This window comes from Rhodophyticola sp. (genome assembly GCF_965284195.1).
Taxonomy (GTDB): Bacteria; Pseudomonadota; Alphaproteobacteria; order Rhodobacterales; family Rhodobacteraceae; genus Rhodophyticola.
Genome location: NZ_CBDIRM010000001.1, coordinates 3556107 through 3576773 on the forward strand (window position 1 = coordinate 3556107; position 20667 = coordinate 3576773).

Sequence of the window (20667 nt, forward strand, 5' to 3'; positions counted from 1 at the left end):
TCACAGCGCGTCGTCATTGGTTTCGCCGGTCCGCACGCGCACGGCGGAGTTCACGTCGAGGACGAAGATCTTGCCGTCACCGATCTTGTCGGTCTTGGCGGTGCTCTGAATGGTTTCGACCACCTGATCCGCCATCGCGGCCGCAACGACGATTTCCAGTTTCACTTTCGGCACGAAATTCACGGCGTATTCGGCGCCGCGATAGATCTCGGTGTGGCCGGATTGAGAGCCAAAGCCCTTGATCTCGGTCACCATCATGCCGCGCACGCCGATGGCGGTCAGGGCTTCGCGGACCTCCTCCAGCTTGAACGGTTTGATTGCTGCGATGATGAGTTTCACGTTCATCCCCTTCCGGTTTTCGGTTTCTGTCCCCCAAAAGGACGTCACGGAGGAAAAGACAGGCCGCGGCCGCGCCAAGGGCAACGACACGGTGAAGGGTTTGCACAACCGGAAGTTGTATACGCAAATTTTTTGCGCAAATTACGTTAACTGCCCGTTTTTTTGGCAAGACGTGAATGCGGCGGTGCAGCATCATGGGCGAAAGAAAGGGCGCATTCTGCCCTCCACAATCGAGTCGTTTTTCCCTATCTTGGCGAAAAAGAAGGCAGGACATCATGAGCCCATCAGGAAACGGCGGCCGCCCGCCGCGCAAAGGGCAGCGCGGGCTTGTGGCCGACCGCAGGACAAAGTCCGCATCCGCATCCCCAACGCGCACGGCCTCCGCCAGGCGCGCACCCCGCCGACGGAAACAGGCGCGGACCCGCCGGCCCGGTATTCTGGGGTGGATCGCGGCCCTTGTCAGGTTCGTGTTCCGCATGATCTTCGGGGTGATCTGGCGCGGGGCGGTGGTGCTGGGCATCATCGTTCTGGGTGCGGCGGCCTATTACTACGCCCTGCTGCCGCCGGTGGGCGAGGTCGTCGATGCGCGGGCGCGCGGATCGGTGACCATGCTGGACCGCGACGGCAACGTGTTTGCGTGGCGTGGCGAGCAATATGGCGGGATGATCGACCCCGACAGCGTCAGCCCGCATCTGACCCATGCGGTGGTCGCCACCGAGGACCGGCGGTTCTATCGCCATGTGGGGATCAGCCCGCGGGGCATCGCCAGCGCCATCCGGATCAATATGCGCGAAGGCCGCGGCCCGCTGGAGGGGCATGGCGGTTCCACCATCACGCAGCAGGTGGCCAAGCTGATGTGTCTGGGCGTCGCCTATGACCCGTCCGAATGGGAAAGCGAGGCCGAATACGAAACGGATTGCCGCCGCACCACGCTCTGGCGGAAGATCCAGGAGGTGCCCTTCGCGCTGGCGATGGAGTTCCGCTACACCAAGGACGAAATCCTGACGATCTATTTCAACCGCGCCTATCTGGGCGCCGGGACGCGCGGCTTCGAGGCGGCGTCGCAGCGCTATTTCGGCCATTCCAGTTCCGAATTGCAGCCGCAGCAGGCCGCGATGCTGGCCGGTCTTCTGGTGGCGCCGTCCTATTATGCGCCGACCCGCAATCTGGAACGCGCGCAGCGCCGGGCCAATCTGGTGCTTGGGCTGATGGAGGAGCAAGGCTTCCTGACCACTGCCGAAGCGGATGCGGCGCGGGCCGCCCCGGCGACGCTGTCGGACGCGGCGCGACAGGAAACCGGCGGCTTTTTCGCCGACTGGATCATGGGCGCGGGGCCGGGGTTCCTGACCAATGAAACCACCGAAGACGTGATTATCCGCACCACGTTCGACCCGGCCATGCAGGCCGCTGCCGAAGACGCGCTGGCCGATGTGTTCACCAACCAGGTGAGCGAAGGTTCGGGCGCGCAGGCCGCTATCGTCGTGATGTCCGCCGATGGTGCGGTGCGGGCCATGGTCGGCGGTCGGGAGACGCAGGCGCCGGGGCAATTCAACCGGGCGGTGCAGGCGATGCGGCAGACCGGCAGTTCGTTCAAACCCTTCGTCTATGCGGCTGCGCTCAATTTCGGCTGGCGGTTCGACGATCTGATCTATGACGGGCCGTTGACCATCGACATTCCCGGATCGGGACCGTGGAGCCCCGAGAACTATACCGGCCGGTTCTACGGCGAGGTGACGCTGACCGATGCACTCAGGGCATCGCTGAACACCGCGGCGGTGCGCCTGTCGGAAACCGTGGGCCGGGAGGCGACGCGGGATGTGGCCGAGGGGTTCGGCATCGACAGCGATCTTGCCGACGGGCCCGCAGTGGCGCTCGGCGCGTCCGAGGCGAGCCTGATCGAGATGACGGGGGCCTATGCGGGCATTCTCAACGGCGGGTCCGCGGTGACGCCCTATGGGCTGATGGAGCTGCGGATTCTCGGCGATGACAGGGCCCTGATCGGGCAGGAAGGCGGCATACAGGATCGCGTGATCTCGGAAGAGGCCGCGCGGCAACTGACCTACATGATGGCGCAGGTGGTGGCCAATGGCACCGGCCAGCGCGCACAACTGCCCGACCGGCCCGCCGCCGGAAAGACCGGCACGACCAACTCCGCCCGCGACGCGTGGTTCATCGGGTTTACCGCTGATTACGTCGCCGGCGTGTGGATGGGCTATGATGACAACACGCCGCTATCGGGCGTGTCGGGCGGCGGATTGCCGGCAGAGATCTGGCGGCAGACGATGGAGCGGATCCATGTGGATATTCCGCCCCGCCCCTTGCCGATGATCGACCCGATCGCCGAAGCGCAACCCGCCCAGCCGCTTCAGCAGGCGCCGCAGGCTCAGGGCGAAAGACGCCCCGATCTGGCCGAGCAGATCCTGATGGAGGTGCTGGGCACGATCCTGAACGGAAACTGACGACCGCGGGCAGCCCGCGGCGGGGCTGCCTTCGGGGCCGGGCGTGAGCTAGCCCACGGTTCTCAGATGCCCGATCAACGCGTCGATATCGCCGCCGCGCCGGTCCAGCATTCCGCCGATTTCCGACCGCTCGGTGATCAGCAGGTTCACGCCTTCGATCACCAGATTGAAGAATCGATCCTGCCCCGATCTGTCCGACACCAGCCAGCGCAGCTCGAACGGGCGTTCATTCCGGATCCGCACGGTGGAGATGATCTCGAAATACTGGTTGACCTGACGGCCGTCGACCACCTCGATCCGCCCGCCAATGAACTCGCGGAAGCGGCGGCCGTATTTGCGCGCCATGTAGCCCTGAAACGCCTCGGTGAAGGCACGCATCTGCGCCCGGGAGGCGGTGCGCGCGGGCGGGCCCAGGACCGATTGCGCGATGATCGGCACATCGGCGTGGCGGGCGAAAAACCGCTCGAACTCGCGAATCATCGCCGCTTCGGACTGCCCGGAATTGATGATCTGCAGCAACTCGGCAACCACGCGGTCGATCAGACCGCGGGCCTCGGCGGTGGTCAGGGCCAGCGCCGGGCGCGGCAGGGCCAGCGCGGCCAGCCCGGCACCCACGGTCAGGGCTGCAAAGCGGCGCCGGGTCAGACCGGACGGTGGCGTTGCATTATTCTGCATAGGGGTCAAAGAACAACTCTCCATAAGGGTCCTCATACGGGTCGATGAAACCCGGATCGGCGTCGCCGCGCAACTCGAAGCGGCGATTCTGAAGATAGATCGACCGCGCCTGTGCGTAGCTGTCTTCGCTCTCATACAGGACACTGTCGATGGTGCCGCCAAAGCGATGCCGGTTGCCGAAACCCGCGGCGACATCGATCCCCCTCGTGACATTGCGGGGCCGGGTGTCGAGCCCACGCAGCGGATTGAGGGCAAAATCGACGACCCGCCCGACCGTATCGCGGGAGGTCGACGGGCCCAGCACCGGCAGTTCCATGTAAGGGCCCTCGGGCGCACCCCAGAGATGCAGGGTTTCGCCAAAATCCGTGTCACGCTCCTCAAGCCCCATCGCGCTGGCCGGGTCGAAGATGCCGCCGATCCCGATGGTGGTGTTGATCACGAAACGCGCGGTGTTGTGGATCGCCTGACCGAAGCGGAATTGCAGAACATTGTTCACCACATAGCCCGGCTGATTGAGGTTGGAGGACATCCGCCCGACCCCGACCAGCACCGGCTCCGGTATCGCGGAGCCGAGCGCGGAGGCGGTGGGCCTGACCAGCGCACGGTCCAGCCCGCGATTGAATTCATGCGCCGCGCGATTCTGCGCCTCGTCGGGGTCGTTTATCGCGCTTGCGGGCGGCAGCGCGGCCGGGCCACAGGCCGAAAGCGTGACAAGCAGCCCAAGAACGGCACACAGACTGCGGGTGCGGAAAATGGACATGACGGGCACACGGGACTCCTGTTGGCGATCTGCTGTTTCAATCGGGACCACGCGGAAGTAACCGTTTGCAAAGGGCCCGTGTTGCATAAAGTGTTTCACTGAACCTTTGAGAAAGGCGAGCGGCTGTATCCTAATGTCGCAGTGCCCGGCTCTGCCTGCAATAGACTTATGCCCGGATTGTTGGATGACCCCGACACGATCACATCACGGCCAGCCCGTCACGGATGACCTGACCCGCCACCGGCGGGCCAATTCCGCGCTGCTCTGGGCGATCTTCCTGTTCAGCGTGTTCACCAATCTGCTGATGCTCACGGGCCCGCTCTACATGTTGCAGGTCTATGACCGCGTCCTCGGCAGCCGGTCCGAGGAAACGCTTCTGGCGCTGTCCCTGCTGGTGACCTTCCTGTTCCTGATGATGGGGCTTCTCGACTATGTCCGGGGCCGGGTGGCGGCGCGCGTCGGCGCCCGATTGCAGGACGGTCTGGACGCGCCGGTGTTTTCCGCCGCCCTGTCGCGGGCGCGCAGGACGGGCGGCCCCCAGACCGGCCTGCGGGATCTCGAATCGGTGCAGCGGCTTTTGTCCTCGCCCGCGTTCCTGGCGATTTTCGACGTTCCGTGGACACCTCTCTTTCTGGCGGCGATCTTCATTTTTCATCCATGGCTTGGCTGGCTGGCGCTCGGCGGTGGCGCGCTGCTGATCGTCATCGCAATCGTCAATCAGGCGATGACGCGGGAGCCGCTGAATGCGTCCGGTCTCGCCTCGATGCGCGCCGACCGGATGGCGGGCCAGCTGCAATCGGAGGCGGAACTGATCCGCAGCCTGGGAATGCAGGGGTCCGCCTTTCGCCGCTGGCGTGCCCAGCGCTCGGTTGCGCTCGGCGCGTCGATCCGGTCCAGCGACCGGGCCGGCGGGTTCACCACGCTGACCAAGACGCTGCGGCTCTTCCTGCAATCGGCGATGCTGGGTCTGGGCGCCTATCTTGTGTTGCAGGGGGAGCTGACCGCGGGCGCGATGATCGCGGGCTCGATCCTGATGGGCCGGGCGCTTGCCCCGATCGAACTGGCGATCGGCCAGTGGGCGCTGATCCATCGCGCCCATGATGGCTGGACCAATCTGCGCCAGCTTCTGGCGGAAACCCCGCGGGAACCGCATCGCCTGCCGCTTCCGCGGCCTGCCGCGCAGCTGACGGTGCATCAACTGGCCGTTGTGCCGCCCGGGGAAAGCCAGGCAACGCTCAGAATGGTCAGTTTTCGCGTCGAACCCGGGCAGGCGGTCGGGATCATCGGGCCCTCGGGCGCCGGAAAATCGACGCTTGCCAAGGCCCTGACCGGGGTCTGGGCGCCGGCGGCGGGCCAGATCCGCCTCGATGGCGCGACGCTGGACCAGTACGATCCGGACGTTCTGGGCGGGCTGATCGGCTATCTGCCGCAAAGCGTGACGCTGTTCGATGGCACGATTGCGGAGAATATCGCCCGTCTGGCCCCCGACCCGGACCCGGAGGCCGTGGTCGCCGCCGCCCGGAAAGCGGCGGCGCATGATCTTATCCTGAAACAGCCCAAGGGCTACGACACGCCGGTGACCGCCGTGGGATCGCGGCTCTCCGGCGGGCAGGTGCAGCGCATCGGCCTGGCCCGCGCGCTTTATGGCGACCCGGTGCTGCTGGTTCTGGACGAGCCGAACTCGAACCTCGACAACGAGGGCAGCGAAGCCCTGAACCAGGCCATCCGCGAGATGAAGATCGATGGCCGCTCGGTGCTGATCATGGCGCACAGGCCCGCGGCCATCCGCGAATGCGACATGCTACTGGTTCTGGAGGGCGGCATGCCCAAGGTCTTCGGCCCGCGGGACGAGGTGCTGAAGAAAACGGTGCAGAACCACGCGCAGATTGCCGGTGGCGCCGCAGCCGGGGGGGTAAGCTGATGTCGGAAACGCCGGAAACCTCCTGGTCCATTCGCGGACCGATGCTGCTGGGGTTCCTGTCGCTTGCGATCCTGCTGGGCGGGTTCGGGACATGGGCGGTGATGTCGAATATCGCGGGCGCGATCATCGCGTCCGGACAGATCGAGGTGGATCAGAACCGCCAGGTCATCCAGCACCCCGATGGCGGTGTCGTGGCGGAACTGGCGGTGACCGAAGGCCAGCAGGTCGAGGAGGGGCAGGTGTTGCTGCGTCTCGACGCGTCGGACATCGCGTCGAGCTATGCGGTGGTGCGTGGCCAGTTGAACGAGGTGCGCGCCCGCCGCGCCCGGCTGGAGGCCGAACGGGACGGCCAGGCCGAGGTTGCGTTCGGGGCCGAGTTGCTGCGGGCCGCCGAGGGCGATGCGGAACTCGCCGATATCCTCGCCGGGCAGCGGAACCTGTTTGCGGCCCGGCGCGACACACTGGATCGCGAGATAGACCAGTTGAACCGCCGCACCGAACAGATCGGCAGCCAGATCGACGGGATGACCGCGCAACGCACCGCGCTGGAACGCCAGCAGGATCTGGTGGCCGAGGAGCTGAGTGCGCAGCAGGATCTTCTGGAACGCGGGCTGGCCCAGGCCGCCCGGGTGCTGAGCCTGCAACGCGAGGAGGCCAATCTTCTGGGCACGTTGGGGGAGATCGATGCCGCTGCCGCCGAGGCCGAAGGGCGGATCACCGAGACCGAACTGGCGATCCTCCAGGTCGAGACCGCCCGCCGGGAGGAGGCGATCGCCGAACTTCGCGAGGTGCGCCTGCAGGAGGAGGAGCTTGCCGAACGCGCCCAGGCGCTGGAACGCCAGCTTGCCAATATGGATCTGCGCGCGCCGGTGGCGGGGATCGTCTATGGCCTCACGGTGTTCGGCCCGCGATCGGTCGTGCGGCCCGCCGATCCGGTGCTGTTTCTGGTGCCGCAGGACCGGCCGCTGGTGATCTCCGCCCGGGTCGAGGCGATCCATGTGGATCAGGTCTTTCTGGGGCAGGAGGTGCTCTTGCGCTTTCCGGCCTTCGATTCGCGGACAACCCCGGATCTCTACGGGCTGGTGACGCGCGTGTCGGCGGATGCCTTTCTGGACGAGGCGACGGGCGCCAGCTTCTACCAGACGCAGATCGTTCTGGACGAGGGCCAGATCGAGCTTCTGGAGGGGGAGACCCTGCTGCCCGGCATGCCGGTGGAGGCCTTCATCCGGACCGAGGATCGCACGCCGCTTGCCTATCTCATGCGGCCCTTGACAGACTATTTCAACCGCGCCTTCCGCGAAAGCTGATCCCCCCTTTCCTCCGCCCGTCTCGGGCGTTAGCCTGTGCCTTGGATCAGGCCATTGGGAGAGGGCGATGAGCAACGGAACAGAAGCGCGGCTGGCGGAATTGGGCGTGGAATTGCCTGTCGCACCGGCGCCCGCGGCCAATTATGTGCCATTCGTGGTGGTGGGCGATCTGGCCTTCGTGTCGGGGCAGATCTCCCAGAACGCGGATGGGTTGATCACCGGCAAGATCGGTGTCGACCTGACGACCGAAGAGGGCGCCGCCGCGGCACGGACCTGCGCGATCAGCCTGCTGGCGCAGGCCAAGGCCGCCTGTGGCGGGGATCTGGGCCGGCTGGTGCGGGTGGTCAAGCTGACCGGGTTCGTCAATTCCGGCCCGGATTACACCGATCAGCCAAAGGTGGTGAACGGCGCCTCGGATTTCCTTGTGGAGGTTCTGGGGGATGCGGGCCGGCACAGCCGTTCGGCCGTCAGCGCCGGGGCGCTGCCGCTTGGCGTCGCAGTCGAGATCGAGGGGATTTTCCAGATCAGGCCATGACCTTTCCCGCCGCATTTCTGGGCCCGCCCATCGCACATCGCGCGCTGCATGACGCGGGCCAGGGTATCCCCGAAAACGGGGTCACCGCAGTGCGCCGCGCGGTGGCGATGGGCTACGGGATCGAGATCGACGTGCAGCCCTCGGCGGACGGGCAGGCGATGGTGTTTCACGATGCCACGCTGGACCGGATGACCGGCACGACCGGCCCGATCCGCGCCCGCACCGCGCGCGACCTGATGGATCTGCGCCTGAAAGGCTCGGAGGAGAACATCGCCTCGCTTTCGCAGATCCTTCAGCTGGTGGCCGGGCGCGTCCCGCTGCTGATCGAGATCAAGGATCAATCCGGCGGCATCGGCGCGCCTGCCGACGACATGCTTGAACGCGGCGTCGTGACAGCGCTACAGGGCTACGCGGGGCCGGTGGCGGTGATGTCGTTCAACCCGCACACGATCGCATCCTTCCGCACACATGCGCCGAATGTGGCGCGCGGGCTGGTCACCTCGGGGTTCATGCCGTCGCAATGGCCGGGACTGAGCCCCGAGCTTTGCAGCCATCTGCGGTCGATCCGCGATTTCGGCAAGGTCGGCGCGCAGTTCATCAGCCATGACTGGACCGATCTGGGCAGCCCCCGCGTGGCGGAGCTGAAAGCGCAGAAGATCCCCGTGCTGTGCTGGACGATCCAATCCGCCCAGGCCGAGGCAGAGGCGCGGCGGATCGCGGACAACGTGACCTTCGAGGGGTATCTGCCCCCGCTTGACCCGGCCTGATCGCGCCCCACCTGTTGACCCGACACAATCCAAGGCAAAGCCATGCGCGACGACGTGCAAATCGAGGTGACGGCGCTGGACAGCCTGCGCGGCGTGGACCCGGACGAGTGGGATGCCTGCGCCTGCCCGGAAGCCGCCGATGGCGGCCCGCCGCATGACCCGTTCACCACGCACCGCTTCCTGTCGGCGCTGGAGCAAAGCGGCTCCGTCGGGCCGGGTTCCGGCTGGCAGCCGCGCTATCTGCTGGCGCGTGCGGGCGGCGACCTGATCGCGGTGACCCCGCTTTACGCGAAGGGCCACAGCCAGGGTGAGTACATCTTCGATCACAACTGGGCCCATGCCTATGAACGGGCCGGCGGGCGCTATTACCCGAAACTGCAGATCGCGGTGCCGTTCACGCCCGCGACCGGCCGCAGGTTCCTGACCCGGCCCGGATGGGAGGGGGTCGGCCGGGCGGCGCTGGTTCAGGGCGCGGTGCAGATCGCCTCGGACAACCAGCTGAGTTCGCTCCACATCACGTTTTGCACCGAGGCGGAGGCGGCGGCGGGCGAGGAGATGGGTCTGTTGCGCCGCACCAGCCAGCAGTTTCACTGGACCAATCACGGCTATGGCGGGTTCGAGGATTTTCTGGCCAGCCTGAGTTCGCGCAAGCGCAAGAACATCCGAAAGGAACGGGCAACGGCCCAGGGTTTCGGCGGCGAGATCGTGTCGCTGACCGGCGACGCTCTGAAGCCCGGGCATTGGGATGCCTTCTGGCGGTTCTATCAGGACACGGGCGCGCGAAAATGGGGCCAGCCCTATCTGACGCGCGCATTTTTCGACATCGCGCAGGAGCGTTTGCGCGACGACATGTTGCTGGTTCTGGCGATGCGCGACGGCGCCCCGGTGGCCGGCGCGCTGAATTTCATCGGGCGCGACGTTCTCTATGGCCGCTATTGGGGCTGCATCGAGCACCACCCCTGCCTGCATTTCGAACTGTGCTACTATCAGGCGATCGACGCGGCCATCGCGCGCGGGCAGTCGCGGGTCGAGGCCGGCGCGCAGGGCGAGCACAAGCTGGCCCGGGGCTACATGCCGGTCACCACCCATTCGCTGCACTGGGTGGGGGATGAGGGGTTTCGCCGCGCGATTGCGAGCTATCTTGAGGCCGAACGCGCCGCGATTGATGAAGAGATCGAGATCCTGACGGCCTATGGCCCGTTCAGGACCGCACATGTGGAGGAACACGAATGAACAAACCCGAAAAACTGAGCGATGCGCAGCGCAGCACCGCACTGGCCGAGTTGACGGCCCATGGCTGGCAGGTGGGCGAGGATCGCGACGCGATCAGCAAGACCTTCACCTTCGGCGATTTCAACGAGGCCTTCGGCTGGATGACGCGCGTGGCGTTGATTGCCGAGCACATGAACCATCACCCGGAATGGTCGAACGTTTACAAGACCGTAGAGGTTACGCTAAGCACCCATGATGTCGGCGGGCTGAGTGCGCTGGACATTGCGATGGCGACCAAGATGGACCGGCTTGCCGGATAGGGACTATGGATATCGAGCAGATTCTGGCGACCGAGATCGCCGCGGGCGTGACCGTGGGCGACATTTTCACCGTCGAGTTCATGGCCAGCGTGCTGGGCGATGTCGTGCTCGCCCTCGTTCTGATTGTCCTGGCCTTCGTCATCTCCGGCTGGGCGCGGCGGCGGATCACCGCGCTTGGCGAGCGGCACAAGGCGCTGGACGACACGCTGTTCACCTTTCTGGGCAATATTGCGCGTTACGTGATCTTGGCCTTCGCGGCCATGTTCATCCTCAACACGTTCGGGGTGCAGACGACCTCGCTGGTCGCAGCGATCGGTGCGGCCGGTATCGCCATCGGCCTGGCGCTTCAGGGCACCTTGTCGAACCTTGCCGCCGGGATCATGATCATCCTGTTCCGGCCGATCAAGAACGGCGATTTCGTCGAGGTCGCGGGGGAGATGGGGACCGTCAGGAACATCTCCCTCAACATGATCGAGCTGGCGTCGCTGTCGAATGTGCAGATCCTGATCCCGAATTCGGATGTCTGGGGCAACGAGATCAAGAATTACTCGGCCTATCCCACGCGCCGGGCCGAATGGGAGTTCGGCGTCGGCTACGGGGCCAATCTGGCGGAGGCCGAGAGGATCATCCTTGAGACGATCATGGCCGACGAACGGAGCCACACGACGCCTGAGCCGTTCATACAGGTGAACACCCTCAATTCGAGCTCGGTCGATTTTCTGGTCCGCGTCTGGGTCGATGCGGGCGACTATTTCGCTTATCAGGCCGACATGAAGCGCAAGGTGAAAGAGGCGCTGGATGCGGGCGGCGTGGATATCCCGTTCCCGACCCGGACCATCATCCACGAAAACGCCACCGCCGATCAGGCGCAGGCGGCGGCGGAGTAGTCCCGCCCCCGTCTTCAGTCAAGTCGGGGCATTCGGGCGGCGGGCCGGGGCCGGCCGCCCGGTGTCCGTCAGATCTCCGCCAGCATCGCCTCGCCGCCCGACGCCTCGCAGACGCCCGGGTTTTCCTCGACATGCAGCACCTTGACCACGCCGTCCTCGACATACATCGCGTAGCGTTTGGAGCGCTTGATGAAGCCGACCGGCGGGGCGTCGAAATCCATACCGATGGCCGAGGTGAACTCGCTGGCCGCATCGCCCAGAAGGGTCAGGCCGGCCGCGCCGGCACCGGTGCTCTCGCCCCAGGCCTGCATCACGAACGGATCATTGACCGCCACACAGATGATCTCGTCCACGCCCTTGGCCTCGAAATCGTCCTTGGTGCGGATGAAGCTCGGCACATGGGCCGTGGTGCAGGTGCCGGTATAGGCGCCGGGCAGGCCGAACAGGATCACCTTGCGCCCGGCAAGCTTCTCGCCGATGGAAACGGATTCGGGCCCGTTTTCGCCCATTCGGAGCAGGTTTGCATCCGGTAGTTTGTCGCCAACGGCAATACTCATGTCGCGGTCTCCCTCGCTTGTGTAGCTGTGCCTCTCGCATATAGGGTGCGGACGGTTGGGTGCCAGACGAAAACGGGAAATCGCGATGTCGCATATCGTCGTTGTTGGGGCGGGCCAGGCCGGTGCGGCTCTGGTCGCCAGGCTGCGGACGGACGGGTTCGACGGCAGGATCACGCTGATCGGCGAGGAACATGTGCCGCCGTATCAGCGCCCGCCGCTGTCGAAGGCCTATCTGATGGGAGAGATGGCGCTGGAGCGGCTTTTCCTGCGGCCCGGGAGTTTCTATGCCGAGAACGGGATCGATCTGCATCTGGACGAAACGGTCGTGGCCATCGACCGGGCCGACAAGGTGGTGGTCGCCGGCGGCCGCAGCATTCCCTACGATCAGCTTGCCTTGACCACGGGCTCGGTGCCGCGCCGCCTGTCGGGGGCGATCGGCGGGGAATTGCGGGGCGTGCATGTGGTCCGCACACTGGCCGATGTAGATGCGATGGCCCCGGACATGGCGGCCGGGCGCAGGGTGCTGATCGTGGGCGGCGGCTATATCGGGCTGGAAGCGGCCGCCATCTGCGCCAAGCGCGGGATGGAGGTGACCCTGATCGAGATGGCGGAGCGGATTCTGCAGCGCGTCGCCTGCCCCGAAACCTCGGCCTATTTCCGTGACCTGCATCGGGCCCATGGCGTGGATATCCGCGAAGGAGTTGGTCTGACCTGCCTGAACGCGGCCGATCACCATGTCACCGGCGCGATCCTGACCGACATGACCGAGCCGCCCTTCGATATGGTGATCGCCGGCATCGGCATCAGCCCGGCCACATCGCTGGCCGAGGCCGCGGGGCTGGAGATCGACAACGGCATCAAGGTGGATGCCCGCGGCCGCACCTCGGACCCGGCGATCTGGTCGGCGGGCGATTGTGCGTCCTTCCCCTATCGGGGGCACAGGATCCGGCTTGAAAGCGTTCAGAACGCCATCGACCAGGCGGAACTGGTCGCCCGGAACATGATGGGCGCGGACGAGCCTTACGACCCGCACCCCTGGTTCTGGTCGGATCAGTATGACGTGAAACTGCAGATCGCGGGGCTGAATACAGGCTATGACCGGGTCGTGGTGCGGGGCGGGGCGGATGCGGCCCTGTCGCACTGGTACTACGCAGGCACGCGGCTTCTGGCGGTGGATGCGATGAACGACCCCCGCGCCTACATGGTCGGCAAACGTCTGCTGGAGGCCGGAAAATCGCCCGCGGCCGAGCTGGTTGCCGATACCGGGACCGATCTGAAGACCCTTCTGCGCGCATGAGGATCATCGCCGGGACGCATCGGGGCAAACGGCTGGCTTCGGTCGGAAAGGGGGATGCGGGCGCACATCTGCGCCCCACCTCCGACCGGGTGCGCGAAAGCTTGTTCAATCTGCTGGTGAATGGCGGCTATGGCGACCCGCTGGGCGGTGCGCGGGTGCTGGACCTTTTCGCGGGCACCGGCGCGCTGGGGCTGGAGGCGCTGTCGCGCGGGGCGTCCCATGCCACATTCGTCGATGACGGCGCTGCGGCCCGGGCGCTGCTGCGGGAGAATATCGGGCTTTGTCAGGCTCAGGGCGTGACCAGGCTGTTCCGGCGCGATGCCACCCGTCTGGGCGAGGTGCCGGGCAAACCCTTCGATCTGGTCTTTCTCGACCCGCCCTATGGCAAGGGTCTGGGCGAGCGGGCGCTGGCCTCGGCTCAGGCGGGCGGCTGGCTGGCCCCCGGCGCCCTGATCGTCTGGGAGGAGAACACCCCCCCGGTCCTGCCGGAGGGGGTCGCATTGCTCGATCAGCGCCGCTACGGCGACACGCTGATCACGCTTGCGCGGTCTACCGGTTGATCCGGCCCGCCGCGGTGCCGATCTCTGCGGCCATCGCCTCGCGCGCCGATTGCACCAGCGCCGCGCCATCGAGACCTTTCTCATCGGCCTCCGCGATCCAGGCGGCGATCACGCGGTCGCCCATCGCGCGGATTTCGGCGGTGACCTCTTCGGACATCTCGGCGATCTCGTTGCCCGCGGCGGCCATCGCGTCGCGCCCGCGCAGATCGCCTTCGTCATGGGCGCGGCCCGCCCATGCGCTGGCCATCATCCCGGAATTCGCGTCGATCACCGCGCGCAGATCCTCGGGCAGCGCCTCGTAGACATCCCGGTTCATCGCCCAGATGAAGTAGAGGTTGTAGAGCGACCGGTCGCCGGCGACATCCGTGTGGCTCCGGGTCAGTTCATCCAGCCGCAGGGACGGCGCCATCTCCCATGTGATCACGCCGCCATCGACCACGCCGCGCGCCAGCGCCTCCGGAAAGGCGGGAACGGGCATTCCAACCGGGGTCGCGCCCAGTTCCTCCAGCAGCAGGGTTGCCGGGCGGGACGGGCCGCGCAGCGACAGGCCGTCGAAATCCGCAACCTCGTCAATCGCGGGTCCGCGCAGATGCACAAGGCCCGGGCCGTGCATATGCGCGGCGATCACATGCACATCGGCGAAATCATCCATCAGATGCTGCTGCGTGTATGTCCAGGCCGCGCGGCTTGCCTCTTCGGCGGATTTCGGCGTCATGAACGGCAATTCCAAGGCTTCCGCCTCGGGGAAGCGGCCGGGCTGATATCCGGGGATCACCCAGCCGCCGTCGATCGCGCCGTCGCGGATCAGATCATACTGGCTTTGGGCGGCACCCCCAAGCTGCATGAAGGGGTAAAGCTCCACCCGGATACGGCCATCGGACTGCGCCTCGATCGCGTCGGCCCATGGCTGCATGAAGCCGGTGGGATTGGCCGATAGCGGCGAAACGAAATGCTGAAATCTCAGCGTGACCTCCTGGGCGGACAGCGCGGTGGCCGCGACAAGGGTGGTTGCGGCAAGTGCCAGGGACTTAACGAAAGACATTTCGTGCCCTCCTCTTCGGAACAGGGTCGGTTGCGGCCCATGTGGTTTCACACTGGCCCTCGATAGGTAAGCACTATTGTCGCAATTGCAACGCATTTGCAGATTTTTCGGCCGCTGGCGGGTTTTCGGGCCCCGCACCCCTCGCCGTTACGGGCACCCGGCGCGATCCGTTGCCACCGCCGCCTTGTGAACCTCATCCCGATATGGGACAGTCCGTGAAAATCGAGCGTCAAAGAAAAAATCGACAGGCCCAAGCACTGCCATGCAGGACCCCGAGAGCTATCTCTCCTCCGTCTTTGGTTTTGAAAGCTTCCGCCCGGGGCAGGAAGAGATCGTGCGTGCCGTGGCGGCGGGCCTGAACACGCTGGCAATCATGCCCACGGGCGGCGGAAAATCCCTGTGCTTTCAATTGCCTGCCCTGATGCAGCCCGGCGTGACGGTGGTGATCTCGCCCTTGATCGCCCTGATGCGCGATCAGGTGCGGGGCCTGCGCACGGCGGGCGTGGAGGCCGGTGCGCTGACATCCGGCAACACGCCCGAGGAAACCGATGCCGTCTGGCAGGGGCTGGAGGCGGGCACGCTCAAGCTTCTCTATATCGCGCCGGAACGGCTGGCGGCGTCGGGCACCGAACGGATGCTGAAACGCGCGGGCGTGACCATGATCGCGGTGGACGAAGCCCATTGCGTCAGCCAGTGGGGCCACGATTTCCGCCCCGATTACCTGCGCATCGGCGCCTTGCGCAAAACGCTGGACGTGCCGCTGGCCGCCTTCACCGCCACAGCCGATGCCGAAACCCGCGCCGAGATCGTGGAGCGGCTTTTCGACGGCACTCAGCCCGAGACCTTCCTGCGTGGCTTCGACCGCCCGAACCTTGCGCTGGCCTTCGAGGTCAAGAACCAGCCCCGCGCCCAGATCCTCAGCTTTGCCGCCGCACGCAAGGGCCAGTCGGGGATCGTGTATTGCGGCACACGGGCCAAGACCGAAACCATTGCCAAGGCGCTGCGCGACGAAGACCACAGCGCCTGCCATTACCACGCCGGCATGGAGGCGGAGGATCGCCGCATCGTGGAGACGCGGTTCAGCCGCGAAGACGGGCTGATCGTCTGCGCCACGGTCGCCTTCGGTATGGGCGTCGACAAGCCCGATATCCGCTGGGTCGCCCATGCGGATCTGCCGAAATCCATCGAAAGCTACTATCAGGAGATCGGGCGCGCAGGGCGGGATGACGCGCCCGCGGACACCCTGACCCTTTACGGCCCCGACGACATCCGGTTCCGCCGCAGCCAGATCGACGAAGGCCTTGCCCCGGGGGATCGCAAATCCGCCGATCATGGCCGTCTCAACGCGCTTCTGGGGCTGGCCGAGGCGCTTGGCTGCCGCCGGCAGATCCTGCTGGGCTATTTCGGCGAAGAGGCGACCGGCCCATGCGGCAATTGTGATCTCTGCGCCGTCCCGCCCGAGACCTTCGATGGCACCCAGCCGGTCCGCAAGGCCCTGTCCGCGATCCTTCGCACGGGCGAGAGTTTCGGCGCGGGGCATCTGATCGACATTCTGACCGGCAACGCCACCGACAAGGTGACCGAGCGCGGCCATGACCGGCTGCCCACGTTCGGCGTCGGGCGCGAACTGGACAGGCGCGGCTGGCAGGCGGTGTTCCGGCAGATGGCGGCCCATGATCTGGTCCGCCCCGACCCGGACCGGTTCGGGGCGCTTCGGATGACCCAGGCCGCCCGCCCGATCCTGAAGGACGAGGCCACGATCATCCTGCGCAAGGACGCGCTCGCCAAGGCGCCGCGCCGCCCGGCGGTCCGGACGCTGGTCTCGGAAGAAGATGCGCCGCTGCTGTCGGCGCTGAAGGCCAAGCGCCGCGCCCTGGCGGAGGAGGCGCGGGTTCCGGCCTATGTCATCTTCACCGACCGGACCCTGATCGAGATGGCCGAAACGCGCCCGGCCACGCCCGACGAGATGGCGAAGATCACCGGCGTCGGCGCCAAGAAGCTGGACAGCTACGGCGCGGCGTTTCTTCAGGTCATCAACGGCGAGGCGCCCGCGCCGCAGCATCCCGCGCGGCGCAAACTGGCGGGCCAGCCCGCCGGCAGCCTCTATGACCGGCTGCTGGAGGTGCAGGCCGCGTTGGCCCGCGGGCCGCAGGGCGCGGACAAGCCGATGAGCTGTTCCTCCTCGCAACTGGCGAAAGTGGCCGAGATCCAGCCCGCCGATCTGGGCGGGCTGACACGGTTGCTGGGCGACCGCCATGCCGAACGGTTCGGCGCTGCCTTTCTGGAGGTGCTGCGGGATGCCGGCTAGACCGCGACCAGAAAAGCACCGGCATAGAACAACAGGCCCAGTCCCGGCTGGTCGATCATCATGTAAAGCACGAAGCCCGGTTCCAAGAACCAAGGCGAATAATCCTGGATCACCGGGGGCGCCCTCCATTTTCCGTCCGTCCCCCGTGACACTGGCACGAAGCGATCTAGATTTCATCCCCGACATATGACAGGAGCCGCACCCGATGCTGACCGTGATTTCCCCCGCCAAACGCCTTGACTGGGCACCGCGCGCCGTGGAGATGTCGGCGCCCGCGTTTCAGGATGATGCCGATGCGCTGGCCGAAGTTGCGCGCGGGCTGTCGGTTCGCGAACTGGGCGCGCTGATGCATATCTCCGACGATCTGGCCCGGCTCAACCACGAGCGGTTTCAGCGATTTGCCGAAGACCGGGACGATCTGCGCCCCGCGGCGCTCGCCTTTGCCGGCGATACCTATACCGGGCTTGAGGCCGCCAGCCTCGATCCCGACGACCTGCGGTTCGCCCAGCAACGGCTGCGCATCCTTTCGGGGCTTTACGGGCTGCTCCGCCCGCTCGATGCGATCCGGCCCTACCGTCTGGAAATGGGCAGCCGGCTGAGCACACCGCGCGGGCCGTCGCTCTACGCCTATTGGGGGGATCGTCTGGCCCGGGCGCTCAACGCCGAAGCCGAGCGGACGAACAGCGACACGCTGATCAATTGTGCGTCGGTGGAGTATTTCTCCGCCGTGGATACCGGGGCGCTGGACCTCCGGGTGATCACGCCGACCTTTCTGGAAGACAAGCCCGGCGGCCCGAAAATCGTCAGTTTCTTTGCCAAGAAGGCGCGCGGCGCCATGGCGCGCTTCATCATCGAACATCGCCTGACGCAGCCGGAGCATATCACCGAGTTTGCCATCGGCGGCTATCGCTACGCGCCCGATCTCAGCACCGATACCAAGCCCGCCTTCCTGCGCGCCGAGGCGGTTGCCGCCTGACCGGGCGCTGCCTGCTTCGGGGGATATCCAGCACCGCCGGCCGCGCCGCCGTCGCGCCTGGCGGACGGCGGCGCGGCCAGCCTCAATGGCCGGGGTTCGACCGGCTGAACGCGTCTTTCTGCGCCTCGCTCGCCTCGGTCTGGTACTTGGCCTTCCACTCCGCGTAGGGCATGCCATAGACCACCTCGCGCGCGGTCTCCTTGTCGATCTCGATCCCCCTGGCCTCGGCGGCTTCGCCATACCAGCGGCTCAAACAGTTCCGGCAGAAGCCGGACAGGTTCATCAGATCGATATTCTGCACGTCCTTGCGCTCGTCGAGATGCTGCAAGAGGCGGCGAAACGTGGCGGCCTCCAGCTCGATCCGGGTTTGGTCATCCATCGGTGTCACTCCCTGCAACTGTCGGTCATACCTGTGCAATGGTCAGCGCCGCGTCAAGCATCGGGGCCAGACGCAGGCCCCAGGCCTCCTGCTGCGCCGCGGTTCTGATCAGGTCGTTGCGCAGCTCGATCAGGACATGGGGCCGCCGCGGCTCCACCCCGTGGCGATACATGCTGTCCCCGGGCAGATGGCCGGAATAGGGCTGGTTGTCGCCCACGCACAGATCGGGTTCGGCGTTCAGCCGCGCAACCAGCGGAAGCGCCAGGCGCGTGTCGCCAGCATAAAGCACGCCCACATGCCACGGCCGGGGCGGGCGCCCCATGAACTGTTTCGTGAAGGAATGGACGGCCACCAGAACCGGATCGGGCCGCGCCGCCAGAAGGCCCGCAAGCGCCGTATGATAGGGCCGGTGATAAAGCCGCAGCCGGCGCTCCACCTCGGCGGCGTCCGCATGGCGATTGGCGGGGATGATCGTGCCGTCATAGAGCTTCATCAACAGGGTCGGGTCGTCTTCGCCCCGGTTCGGATCGATCACCAGCCGCGAGAAATCCGAGGCGATCATCGGCGCGTCCAGCGCGCGGGCCAGCGCTCGTGTCACGCCAAGGGCGCCGGGGTCGTAGGCAATGTGCCGGTTCATGTCCGCCGCCGACAGGCCCAGATCGCCGCCATTCACCTCCGGCGGGACACGGTTCGAGGCGTGGTCGCATGTCAGCACCCACCGGCCTCTGCGGCCTTCTCCCTCGATATGAAACGGCGCGGTCATCTGGCTGTCACTCTTGCCTGTCAGGGCTTGCTCATAGGCCAGCTTCGGGCGGAGTGCCAGTTGTCCTTGCGCCGCTTTTCCGCCATAGCTGGCCCAACGCCGATGTGAGCGCTACCAATGAGAAAAGACCAAAAGGGACATTGCAGTACATGAGACGCCTGCGCAATGTGAAGATTGTCGCCACACTTGGCCCCGCTTCAAATGATTATGACATGATCCGTGCCCTGTTCGAGGCCGGCGCCGACGTGTTTCGCCTGAACATGAGCCATGGCGATCATTCCGAGATCCGGGCGCGTCACGGAATCATCCGGCAAATCGAAAAGGATCTGGACAGCCCGATCGCCATTCTGGCCGATCTGCAGGGTCCGAAACTGCGCTGCGGCGTGTTCGCGGGCGATCGCGGGTTCGATCTGGAGGACGGCGCGCCCTTCCGCTTCGATCTGGACGAGACGCCCGGCGACGAGAGCCGTGTGCAATTGCCCCATCCCGAGATCTTCGCGGCGCTGGAGGTTGGCGCGCATCTCCTGGTGAATGACGGCAAGGTCAAGCTGAAGGTCGAGGCCTGCGGCGAGGATTTCGCCGATTGCGTCGTTGTGGCGGGCGGCCCGGTTTCCAACCGCAAGGGCGTGAACGTGCCCGATGTGGTGCTGCCGCTTGCGGCCCTGTCCGAGAAAGACCGCCGCGATCTGGAGTTCGTCTGCGAACTGGGTGTGGACTGGCTGGCCCTGTCCTTCGTGCAGCGCGCCGAGGATGTGACCGAAGCGCGCGAACTGGCCCGGGGCCGTGCCGCGATCCTGTCGAAGATCGAGAAACCGGCCGGAGAGAAGGCCTTCGACGAGATCCTGGCCGTTTCCGACGGGATCATGGTCGCCCGCGGCGATCTTGGCGTCGAGTTGCCGGTGCAGAACGTGCCGCCGATCCAGAAACGGCTGGTCCGCAAATGCCGCTCCGCCGCGAAGCCGGTGATCGTGGCGACGCAGATGCTCGAATCGATGATCGAAAGCCCGGTGCCCACCCGGGCCGAGGTGTCGGATGTGGCCACGGCGATCTACGAAGGCGCCGATGCGGTCATGCTGAGCGCGGAATCCGCCGCCGGCGGCTATCCGGTCGAGGCCGTGACCACGATGAACAACGTCGCGATCGAGGTCGAGGGCGACCCGACCTATCACGAGATCATGCGCGCCTCGCGGCATGTGAACCGCTCCTCCGTGGCCGACGGGATCGTCGCCTCGGCGCGCGAGATCGCCGAAACGACGGATATCAGGGCGATCTGCTGCTTCACCCAATCGGGCACCACCGCCAGTCTGGTTGCCCGCGAACGCCCGGCGGTCCCGATCCTCGCGCTGACGCCGCTGCGCCATGTGGCCCGGCGGCTCTGCCTCACCTGGGGCACCAACTGTTTCGTCACCGAGGGGGAGGTGAGCCGCTTCAAGCTGGCGGTGGTGAACGCCGCCCGCGCCGCCCGCGAAGGCGGGTTCGCCAGCGAGGATGACCTGATCGTGGTGACCGCGGGCGTGCCCTTCAACGTGCAGGGCACGACGAACATCCTGCGCGTCGCCCCTTGCGCGGAACGCTTGATTTTCTCAACCGATCCGGATTGATC

General features: G+C 66.1%; 20 protein-coding genes. 13 read left to right on the plus strand and 7 right to left on the minus strand.

Features of this window, described 5'->3' with window-relative positions; genetic code table 11:
• Window positions 1-339 carry a P-II family nitrogen regulator gene (locus ACQ651_RS17755; RefSeq protein ID WP_121896780.1) on the minus strand — a complete coding sequence of 113 codons (339 nt, stop codon included), beginning with the start codon at window positions 337-339 and terminating at the stop codon, window positions 1-3.
• A gap of 275 nt (window positions 340-614) precedes the next feature.
• Between ACQ651_RS17755 and ACQ651_RS17760 the strand changes: the two genes are divergently transcribed.
• Entirely contained in the window at window positions 615-2798 is a 2184-nt protein-coding gene (locus ACQ651_RS17760) for a transglycosylase domain-containing protein (protein WP_430450014.1), read from the plus strand.
• Window positions 2799-2846: 48 nt separating this feature from the next.
• Here the strand turns inward: ACQ651_RS17760 and ACQ651_RS17765 are convergent, their stop codons facing one another.
• Both ACQ651_RS17765 and ACQ651_RS17770 read right to left on the minus strand, forming a co-directional pair.
• On the minus strand, window positions 2847-3473 hold the full coding sequence (locus ACQ651_RS17765) for an MlaC/ttg2D family ABC transporter substrate-binding protein (protein ID WP_430450347.1): 627 nt from the start codon (window positions 3471-3473) through the stop codon (window positions 2847-2849).
• On the minus strand, window positions 3463-4233 hold the full coding sequence (locus ACQ651_RS17770) for an MlaA family lipoprotein (protein WP_430450348.1): 771 nt from the start codon (window positions 4231-4233) through the stop codon (window positions 3463-3465). The genes ACQ651_RS17765 and ACQ651_RS17770 overlap by 11 nt, the downstream gene beginning before the upstream one ends.
• Window positions 4234-4417: 184 nt before the next feature.
• Between ACQ651_RS17770 and ACQ651_RS17775 the strand changes: the two genes are divergently transcribed.
• From ACQ651_RS17775 to ACQ651_RS17805, 7 genes are all read left to right on the plus strand, one after another.
• Window positions 4418-6154, plus strand: coding sequence for a type I secretion system permease/ATPase (locus ACQ651_RS17775; RefSeq protein ID WP_430450015.1), 1737 nt, complete (start codon window positions 4418-4420; stop codon window positions 6152-6154).
• Window positions 6154-7461: an HlyD family type I secretion periplasmic adaptor subunit gene (locus tag ACQ651_RS17780; RefSeq protein ID WP_430450016.1), complete on the plus strand. Its 1308-nt coding sequence runs from the start codon at window positions 6154-6156 to the stop codon at window positions 7459-7461. Before ACQ651_RS17775 ends, ACQ651_RS17780 begins: the two co-directional genes overlap by 1 nt.
• Window positions 7462-7528: 67 nt before the next feature.
• A complete protein-coding gene (locus tag ACQ651_RS17785) occupies window positions 7529-7996 on the plus strand; it encodes a RidA family protein (protein WP_227286998.1) in 468 nt (155 codons plus the stop codon).
• Entirely contained in the window at window positions 7993-8763 is a 771-nt protein-coding gene (locus ACQ651_RS17790; protein ID WP_430450017.1) for a glycerophosphodiester phosphodiesterase family protein, read from the plus strand. The genes ACQ651_RS17785 and ACQ651_RS17790 overlap by 4 nt, the downstream gene beginning before the upstream one ends.
• 42 nt (window positions 8764-8805) lie before the next feature.
• Window positions 8806-9996 (plus strand): GNAT family N-acetyltransferase, encoded by a 1191-nt coding sequence (locus ACQ651_RS17795; RefSeq protein WP_430450018.1) that lies wholly within the window; start codon window positions 8806-8808, stop codon window positions 9994-9996.
• A complete protein-coding gene (locus ACQ651_RS17800) occupies window positions 9993-10295 on the plus strand; it encodes a 4a-hydroxytetrahydrobiopterin dehydratase (protein WP_227287001.1) in 303 nt (100 codons plus the stop codon). Before ACQ651_RS17795 ends, ACQ651_RS17800 begins: the two co-directional genes overlap by 4 nt.
• 5 nt (window positions 10296-10300) lie before the next feature.
• On the plus strand, window positions 10301-11182 hold the full coding sequence (locus ACQ651_RS17805) for a mechanosensitive ion channel family protein (RefSeq protein ID WP_430450019.1): 882 nt from the start codon (window positions 10301-10303) through the stop codon (window positions 11180-11182).
• A gap of 68 nt (window positions 11183-11250) precedes the next feature.
• Here the strand turns inward: ACQ651_RS17805 and ACQ651_RS17810 are convergent, their stop codons facing one another.
• The gene (locus ACQ651_RS17810; RefSeq protein ID WP_430450020.1) at window positions 11251-11739 is read right to left on the minus strand and encodes a peroxiredoxin; all 489 of its coding nucleotides are present in this window, start codon (window positions 11737-11739) and stop codon (window positions 11251-11253) included.
• An 85-nt stretch (window positions 11740-11824) separates the two neighbouring features.
• Between ACQ651_RS17810 and ACQ651_RS17815 the strand changes: the two genes are divergently transcribed.
• Both ACQ651_RS17815 and rsmD read left to right on the plus strand, forming a co-directional pair.
• The gene (locus ACQ651_RS17815) at window positions 11825-13036 is read left to right on the plus strand and encodes an NAD(P)/FAD-dependent oxidoreductase (RefSeq protein ID WP_375550948.1); all 1212 of its coding nucleotides are present in this window, start codon (window positions 11825-11827) and stop codon (window positions 13034-13036) included.
• Window positions 13033-13596, plus strand: coding sequence for a 16S rRNA (guanine(966)-N(2))-methyltransferase RsmD (gene rsmD / locus ACQ651_RS17820; protein WP_430450021.1), 564 nt, complete (start codon window positions 13033-13035; stop codon window positions 13594-13596). Before ACQ651_RS17815 ends, rsmD begins: the two co-directional genes overlap by 4 nt.
• Here the strand turns inward: rsmD and ACQ651_RS17825 are convergent.
• Entirely contained in the window at window positions 13586-14638 is a 1053-nt protein-coding gene (locus tag ACQ651_RS17825; protein WP_227287006.1) for a TRAP transporter substrate-binding protein, read from the minus strand. The two genes, rsmD and ACQ651_RS17825, sit on opposite strands and share 11 nt — an antisense overlap.
• 262 nt (window positions 14639-14900) lie before the next feature.
• Here ACQ651_RS17825 and recQ point away from each other — a divergent pair, with 262 nt between their 5' ends.
• Together recQ and yaaA are read left to right on the plus strand one after the other, a co-directional pair.
• Entirely contained in the window at window positions 14901-16946 is a 2046-nt protein-coding gene (gene recQ / locus ACQ651_RS17830) for a DNA helicase RecQ (protein ID WP_430450022.1), read from the plus strand.
• Window positions 16947-17151: 205 nt separating this feature from the next.
• Window positions 17152-17922, plus strand: a complete 771-nt coding sequence (yaaA, locus tag ACQ651_RS17835; RefSeq protein WP_430450023.1) for a peroxide stress protein YaaA — start codon at window positions 17152-17154, stop codon at window positions 17920-17922.
• Between the two features lie 82 nt (window positions 17923-18004).
• On the opposite strand, the gene ACQ651_RS17840 is transcribed toward yaaA, so the two are convergent.
• A complete protein-coding gene (locus ACQ651_RS17840) occupies window positions 18005-18301 on the minus strand; it encodes a DUF1244 domain-containing protein (protein WP_121896166.1) in 297 nt (98 codons plus the stop codon).
• Window positions 18302-18326: 25 nt separating this feature from the next.
• Window positions 18327-19064 carry an N-formylglutamate amidohydrolase gene (locus tag ACQ651_RS17845; protein ID WP_430450024.1) on the minus strand — a complete coding sequence of 246 codons (738 nt, stop codon included), beginning with the start codon at window positions 19062-19064 and terminating at the stop codon, window positions 18327-18329.
• Window positions 19065-19213: 149 nt separating this feature from the next.
• Here ACQ651_RS17845 and pyk point away from each other — a divergent pair, with 149 nt between their 5' ends.
• On the plus strand, window positions 19214-20665 hold the full coding sequence (gene pyk, locus ACQ651_RS17850; RefSeq protein WP_227287013.1) for a pyruvate kinase: 1452 nt from the start codon (window positions 19214-19216) through the stop codon (window positions 20663-20665).
• The last annotated feature ends 2 nt before the right edge of the window (window positions 20666-20667 follow it).